The sequence below is a fragment of the Thiohalocapsa sp. genome, assembly GCF_019695415.1.
Classification (GTDB): Bacteria; Pseudomonadota; Gammaproteobacteria; order Chromatiales; family Chromatiaceae; genus Thiohalocapsa.
On record NZ_JAIFKJ010000597.1, the window covers coordinates 1 to 6097 of the forward strand.

Below are 6097 nucleotides of genomic sequence, written 5' to 3' on the forward strand. Positions count from 1 at the left end.
TTCGGGGCCTGGGGGCCGCGTCCAACCGCCCGGAGGAGGGGGCGCGGTGCGCTCCCCTGGGCGGTGTGGGTCACGCGGCCGTCGTGCTGTCTGCCGTGGACGACTGGTGCAGTACGCGTGCGCTGGAGCGCCCGCTGGGGCTCGGGGCGGACTTGGTTATCCACGCCGCCACCAAGTATCTGGACGGGCAGGGGCGGTGCGGCGGCGGTGCGGTGGTGGGGGATGCCAAGCACGTCGGCGAGGACGTCTTCGGTGTCGTGCGCACGGCCGGGCCGTCCATGAGCCCCTTCAACGCTTGGCTGTTCCTGAAGGGCCTGGAAACCTTGGCGCTGCGTATGCAAGCCCACTCACAGGCGGCAACGACGCTCGCCCGCTGGCTGCATGAGCATCCGGCGGTGCGCCGGGTGCACTATCCCGGGCTCCCATCCCATCCGCAGCACCATCTGGTGGGGCCGTCGCGACAGCAGCGCAGCGGTGGCGGCATTGTTGCCTTCGAGGTGGCCGGCGGTCGGGAGGGGGCATGGCGGGTCATCGATGGCACGCGCCTGTGCTCCATCACCGCCAACCTCGGCGACACCAAGACCACCATCACGCATCCTGCCAGCACCACCCACGGCCGCCTCAGCCCCGACGCCCGCGTTGCCGCTGGCATCGAGGAAGGGCTGATTCGCGTCGCCGTTGGCTTGGAGTGCGTGGAGGATATTCAGGCTGACCTCGCGCGCGGCCTGGAACCCCTAGCCTGACGGCTGGGACGCTCAACCCGCCCGCGCCCACTCCGGCTGCGGCGGGCCGTCTTCCAGGATGCCCGTTTCCCCCTCGGACTTGGCAATGATCACGGCGCCGGCAGAGTCGCTGGTGACGTTTACCGCGGTGCGCATCATGTCCAGGACGCGGTCTACGGCGAGGATCAGCCCAATGCCCTCCAGCGGCAGCCCCACTGCCGACAGGATGATGGAGATGGCCACCAGGCTCGCCGCGGGGATGCCGGCGACGCCGATGGAGGTGAGCAGTGCCAGCAGCACCACGACGAACTGGGTCGTGAGCGACATCTCGATCCCGTAGGCCTGGGCAATGAACATGACCGCAACGCACTCGTAGAGTGCGGTGCCGTCCATGTTCACGGTGGCGCCCAACGGCAGCACGAAGCTGGTGGTCTTATTGGAGACGCCGGCGTTCTTCTCGACGCATTCCATGGTGACTGGCAAGGTCGCTGAGGACGAGGCCGTGGAGAAGGCCGTCAGCAGTGCCGGGCTCACCGCTCGGTAGTGGCGGATGGGCTTCACGCCACCCAGGAAGCGCAGGAGCAGCGGCAGGGTGATAAAGAAATGGATGCCCAGCGCCGCCACCACGGTGAAGAAGAAGGCCGCCAGTGGCACGAAGGCGGCGAGCCCGGTCTCGGCGACGGTTCCCGCCACCAGTGCAAAGACGCCGATGGGGGCGAAGCGCATCACCAGATCGGTGATGCGCATCATGATCTCGAACATGCCGTTCCAGAAGTTGTACTGGGCCTCGGCGTATTGATTGGCGATGCGGGTCAGGAAGAAGCCGTACAGCAGGCTGAAGAAGATGAGCCCCAGCATCTGCCCTTCGCTCGCGGCATGGACGATGTTCGTCGGAATCATGCGCAGAAAGATGGCCACAATGTCGTCTGCGCCCTTGTCCGCGAGGTCCGCCTCCAGTGCGGCCGTATCCTGATGCAGGCCGAAAACCTCTTCTGCGGAGCCCTCGACCACGCCCGGCTGGATGAGGTTCACCATCATGAGCCCGGCGATGATGGCGAGCGTGCTGGTCATTGCGTAATAGCCGATTGTCTTGCCGCCGAGCCGCCCCAGGTTGTCAGATTCCCCGATGCCCGCCACGCCGACGATGATGGATGAGACGATCAGTGGCACGATCAGCATCTTCAGCGCATTGAGGAAGAGCTGGCCGATGAAGGCCAGCGCGGCTTCGACGTTGAGGCCCAGCAGGGTACCGTCGGCGCCCACGAGCAAGCCCACGACGATGGCAAGCCCGAGGGCGATGAGAATCTGCCAATGCAGTTTCAGCTTCATGAGGGCCATGCGGCAGCTCCGATAAAGGGCAACGTCGCACGCAAGCAGCGCGACTACGATTAAGCGAAAGACTCGCAGATTACCGGAAGGATCGCAGCGGCGGAACGGCGGTAGCGCTCACGCGAGCTTCCGCCACCGGTTTGGGCCGTCGTTGCTTCACGCGCAGAGGAGGCTCGTGCTACACTTCTCAGCTTGAGTCGGCCATCCTCATTGTGCCTGGTCCGCATCGCCACGGTCCCTGTGCAGTGAATGACGGCGAGCTGGTGCCATGCAATTTCGTGTCTTCTACTTGATCAATCGCTCCGGCGAGTGCGTGTCCTCAACCAGCGCCGTTGCGATGACCCCAAAGGCCATTTGCGAGCAGATGCTCGACCGTCTCCAGTCCGAGGACGATTACCTTGGCATTCTGGATGCCGCGGACACCACGCTCCAAGTCCTTCCTGAGCCAGACCAAAATCGCTATTACGTCGAGGTTCCCATCGACGCGGCAAAGGCCTCCTACGGGCGCTACGTGACCCGAGCCGAGCTGGAAGAGCTGGTGCGGAGCCTGCCGCCAACCTTCGATGAGCGCACCATTCCCGGCCTGACCTACCGGCCCTGGTGAGCCGATTCCGCCGGGCCGGTCGGCCGCCCGCCGTCTGATCACAGAGCGCTGGTCTGGAGCGCCGGACACATCCACCAGCCGGGCCACAGGCGCCGACGTGTCGCCTATCGGCGGAGCCCTGCTGAGTGCTCCGCATGGCATGTCAATCTGTATCGCCGACCGCGAGTCGCTGACGCAGCTCGGCGAGCTCCCGTTCCTGACGTTTCACGCGGCGCAGCAGGTCCGGCAACTGTGCCAGGGCGCCGAGCTCGCGCAGGGTCTGCTTCATGTCCCGGGCCGGGGTGCCGAAGACCGTCGCGCCGGCGGGCACGTCCTTGGTCACACCCGACTGGCCGCCGATGCGCGCGCCGGCGCCCACCGTCACATGATCCGACACGGCCACCTGGCCGGCGACGACGACGCCGGTGCCGAGCCGGCTGCTGCCGGCGATACCCGACTGGCTGACCATGATCACATGCTCGCCGATGTCATCGTTATGGGCGATCTGCACCAGGTTGTCGACCTTGGTGCCGCGTCGCACTCGGGTCTCGCCGAGGGTGGCCCGGTCCACGCAGCTGTTGCAGCCGATGTCCACGTCGTCCTCTATCACGACATGTCCCACCTGCGGGATCTTGCGGTGGCATTCGCCATCCCAGGCGAAGCCGAAGCCGTCGCTGCCGATGACCGCACCAGCCCGCAGTACGCAGCGCCGGCCGATGCGGCTGCCATGCATGACGGTGACGTTCGGCTCGATGACACAGTCGTCCCCGATCTGCACGTCGGCGCCGATCTGCACACCCCCGGCGATAAGGCAACGTGCGCCGATGACTGTACCGGCACCGATGACAGCACCGGGCCCGATGCTCACGTCCTCGCCTAGCGCCGCCGAGGCGTCCACGTGCGCACCGGGGTCGATCCCGGTTGCGGGCCGGGGCGGCAGGAACAGCGCCGCAATCGCGAAGAAGGCCCGCCGCGGCGACGCACAGCGCACCAGCACCTTGTCTGCCAGGTCCGGAAATTCAGCCGGCACCACGACGACCCGTGCGGCGCTCTCGGCGACGGCCTCCGCCTGTGCCGCGCGCTCGGCGAAGCAGAGGTCCGTCTCGCTCGCGTCGGCAAGGTCCGCGACACCGGATAAGGGCACTGGCAGGGCGGAGGGAAGCATGGCAGTGGGGTCTGCCGCTGTGAGGACCGCCGATAGGCGGTGCAGATCCAGCCTCATGTGGAGTCTCCAGTGGTGTGATCTCGAGCTCATGCTCGGGCGGTTGCGCAGCATCGCATAAGCCGGCGGCTAGGGGGATAGAATGGTGGGCTGTTACATCGGGTATCACCGCAGGAGAAGAACCGGATGATCACGTCGCTGGCACCTTGGCACCCTACTTATGCGCCACCGTCGGGCCCCGTGGTGCTGGTGATCATGGACGGCATCGGCTTGGCCCCGCCCAACGACGGCAATGCTGTCTCCCAGGCGGATATTCCGGCACTGCGGGGGATGTGGCACGACCATGCCTCGTTGCAGCTTGCCGCCCATGGCACGGCCGTCGGCCTGCCCACCGACAAGGACATGGGCAACTCAGAAGTGGGGCATACCATCATGGGCGCAGGGCGGGTGCTGCCGCAGGGGGCTTCGCTGGTGCAGCGGGCCATCGAGGACGGCGCGTTGTTCAGCGGTGAGACCTGGCAGCAGGTGATCGCCCAGTGCACCGGCGCAGAGGCGGGCACGCTGTGCCGCAGCGGTCTGTCGCCCGCGGTGCATTCCGCCCCCTGCTCGGCTTTCCGCGGGGGCCGCGTGGGGCAGGCGGGGGCAGCTGGCTGTGCGTGGGGGCGGGTACAGCGCCTCCGGGACGGGCGTGAGGTGGAGCCGGAGTCGGCGTTGCTTTCCCTGGACAAGCTAGAGGCCTTGCTGGCCGAGATCGCCTCGCGGCCGGACCGCGACTACCGCATCGCCTCCGGCGGTGGGCGCATGCGCACCACCATGGACCGCTATTGGGAGCGGCCCGACGTCGTTGAGGCGGGTTGGAAGGCTCACGTGCTGGGCGAAGGCCCCAAGGTATCCAGTGCACGGGAGGCCGTGGAGTGGGCCTATGCGGACCAAGTGTCCTCGGATCAGCAGATTCCGCCCTTCGTGGTCGTTGACGATGCGGGCGAGCCCCTGGGCACTATCGAGGACGGTGACGCGGTGCTGTTGTTCAATTTCCGCGGCGACCGGGCCATCGAGCTGTCGTCTGCCTTCGAGCACGAGGATTTCGATTTTTTCGACCGCCGTCGCCGGCCCGACGTGCTGTTCGTCGGCATGCTCCAGTATGACGGCGACCTGATGCTGCCGAGGCATTGTCTCCTGGTGCCGCCGACCATCGAGAATACGGTCATCGAGCTCCTGAGCGCGGCCGGGGTTCCGAGCTTCCACGTCGCCGAAAGCTCGAAGTTTGGCCATGTGACGTACTACCTCTTCGGGATGCGCTCCAAGCCATTCCCCCTCGCCACTGTCAAAGAGGTGAGCTCCGGCGGGCTCGATCCGGCCGCCCATCCGGAGATGAAGGCTGCCGAGGTAGCGGACGCGGTGATCGACGCGGCACGTTCCGGCGAGTACCGGCTCATCGTGGTCAACTTCGCCAACGGCGACATGGTGGGTCACACGGGCAGCCTGCCGGCAGCGGTGCAGGCAGTGGAGGCGGTGGACGCCGCCGTGGCGCGAATTCGACAGGCAGTGGAGGAGACCGCCGGGGTGCTCGTGATCACGGCCGATCACGGAAACGCCGAGGAGATGTTGCAATGGAGCTCCAAGACCTGTGCGTTCAAGCGCGACGCTAAAGGTAGGCTGATCGCAAAGACCAGCCACACCCTGAACCTGGTCCCCTTCGTGATCGTCGATGGACGTCATCCGCCAGGCTATGCATTGCGACGCGACCTTGCTCGCCCGGGCCTTGCCAACATTGCCTCGACGGTGTTGAATCTGCTCGGTTATGCGGCACCGCCAGAATACTCGCCATCACTCATTCGACCGGCACCGGAACAGACTGAGCATGCGTGATTCGCACTCGCAATAAATGCCGACGTCTCCGCAATGAATGTCGATTGTCCTGTACTTGACGCTGGCAGCCCAGGCGGCTAGCTTTTACAAGATGGCGCACGCCGCTCATTCGGCAGGCGCAGGGTAAACGCAGCATGAGGCAATCGTCATGACCCAGCAAGCCAGCAAGCTCGTGATCGTCACAGAGAAATTGCTGCTGAAAGACATCGCGAAAATCATCGATGCTGCCGGTGCCACCGGTTATACCGTGGTGGCCGCTGGCGGTAAAGGCAGTCGTAATGTGCGCTCATCCGGTCAGCCCGCCGTATCCGACACCTATTCCAACGTCAAGATCGAGGTCCTCACGGCCAGTCGTGACGTTGCGCTCAAAATCTCGGATGAAGTGGCCAGCAGGTTCTTCGACAATTATTCCGGCATTACCTATATCCACGA

6 protein-coding genes are annotated in these 6097 nt (G+C 65.6%); 4 read left to right on the forward strand and 2 right to left on the reverse strand.

Annotation, left to right across the window (positions count from 1 at the left end; all coding sequences use genetic code 11):
• Positions 1–743, forward strand: a 743-nt coding sequence (locus I6U14_RS16430; protein WP_296900667.1) for a PLP-dependent transferase, incomplete at its 5' end; no start/stop codon positions are given.
• 12 nt (positions 744–755) lie between these two features.
• Here I6U14_RS16430 and I6U14_RS16435 read toward each other — a convergent pair.
• Positions 756–2060 (reverse strand): dicarboxylate/amino acid:cation symporter, encoded by a 1305-nt coding sequence (locus I6U14_RS16435; RefSeq protein WP_296900669.1) that lies wholly within the window; start codon positions 2058–2060, stop codon positions 756–758.
• A 259-nt stretch (positions 2061–2319) separates the two neighbouring features.
• Between I6U14_RS16435 and I6U14_RS16440 the strand changes: the two genes are divergently transcribed.
• Positions 2320–2655, forward strand: a complete 336-nt coding sequence (locus tag I6U14_RS16440; protein WP_296900671.1) for a hypothetical protein — start codon at positions 2320–2322, stop codon at positions 2653–2655.
• Positions 2656–2797: 142 nt separating this feature from the next.
• Here I6U14_RS16440 and lpxD read toward each other — a convergent pair whose 3' ends face one another.
• Positions 2798–3856, reverse strand: coding sequence for a UDP-3-O-(3-hydroxymyristoyl)glucosamine N-acyltransferase (gene lpxD, locus I6U14_RS16445; protein WP_296900673.1), 1059 nt, complete (start codon positions 3854–3856; stop codon positions 2798–2800).
• A gap of 126 nt (positions 3857–3982) precedes the next feature.
• On the opposite strand from lpxD, the gene gpmI reads away from it, so the two are divergent.
• Both gpmI and I6U14_RS16455 read left to right on the forward strand, forming a co-directional pair.
• Positions 3983–5665, forward strand: coding sequence for a 2,3-bisphosphoglycerate-independent phosphoglycerate mutase (gpmI, locus tag I6U14_RS16450; RefSeq protein ID WP_296900675.1), 1683 nt, complete (start codon positions 3983–3985; stop codon positions 5663–5665).
• A gap of 148 nt (positions 5666–5813) precedes the next feature.
• Positions 5814–6097: hypothetical protein (locus tag I6U14_RS16455; protein ID WP_296900677.1), on the forward strand; the 284-nt coding region annotated here is incomplete at its 3' end.

What these genes read in the sequence shown, in the direction of transcription:
- I6U14_RS16440 (WP_296900671.1), top strand. Translation starts at nt 2,320, where the DNA reads ATGCAATTTCGTGTCTTCTACTTGATCAATCGCTCCGGCGAGTGCGTG.
- I6U14_RS16435 (WP_296900669.1), bottom strand. Translation starts at nt 2,060, where the DNA reads ATGGCCCTCATGAAGCTGAAACTGCATTGGCAGATTCTCATCGCCCTC.
- lpxD (WP_296900673.1), bottom strand. Translation starts at nt 3,856, where the DNA reads ATGAGGCTGGATCTGCACCGCCTATCGGCGGTCCTCACAGCGGCAGAC.
- gpmI (WP_296900675.1), top strand. Translation starts at nt 3,983, where the DNA reads ATGATCACGTCGCTGGCACCTTGGCACCCTACTTATGCGCCACCGTCG.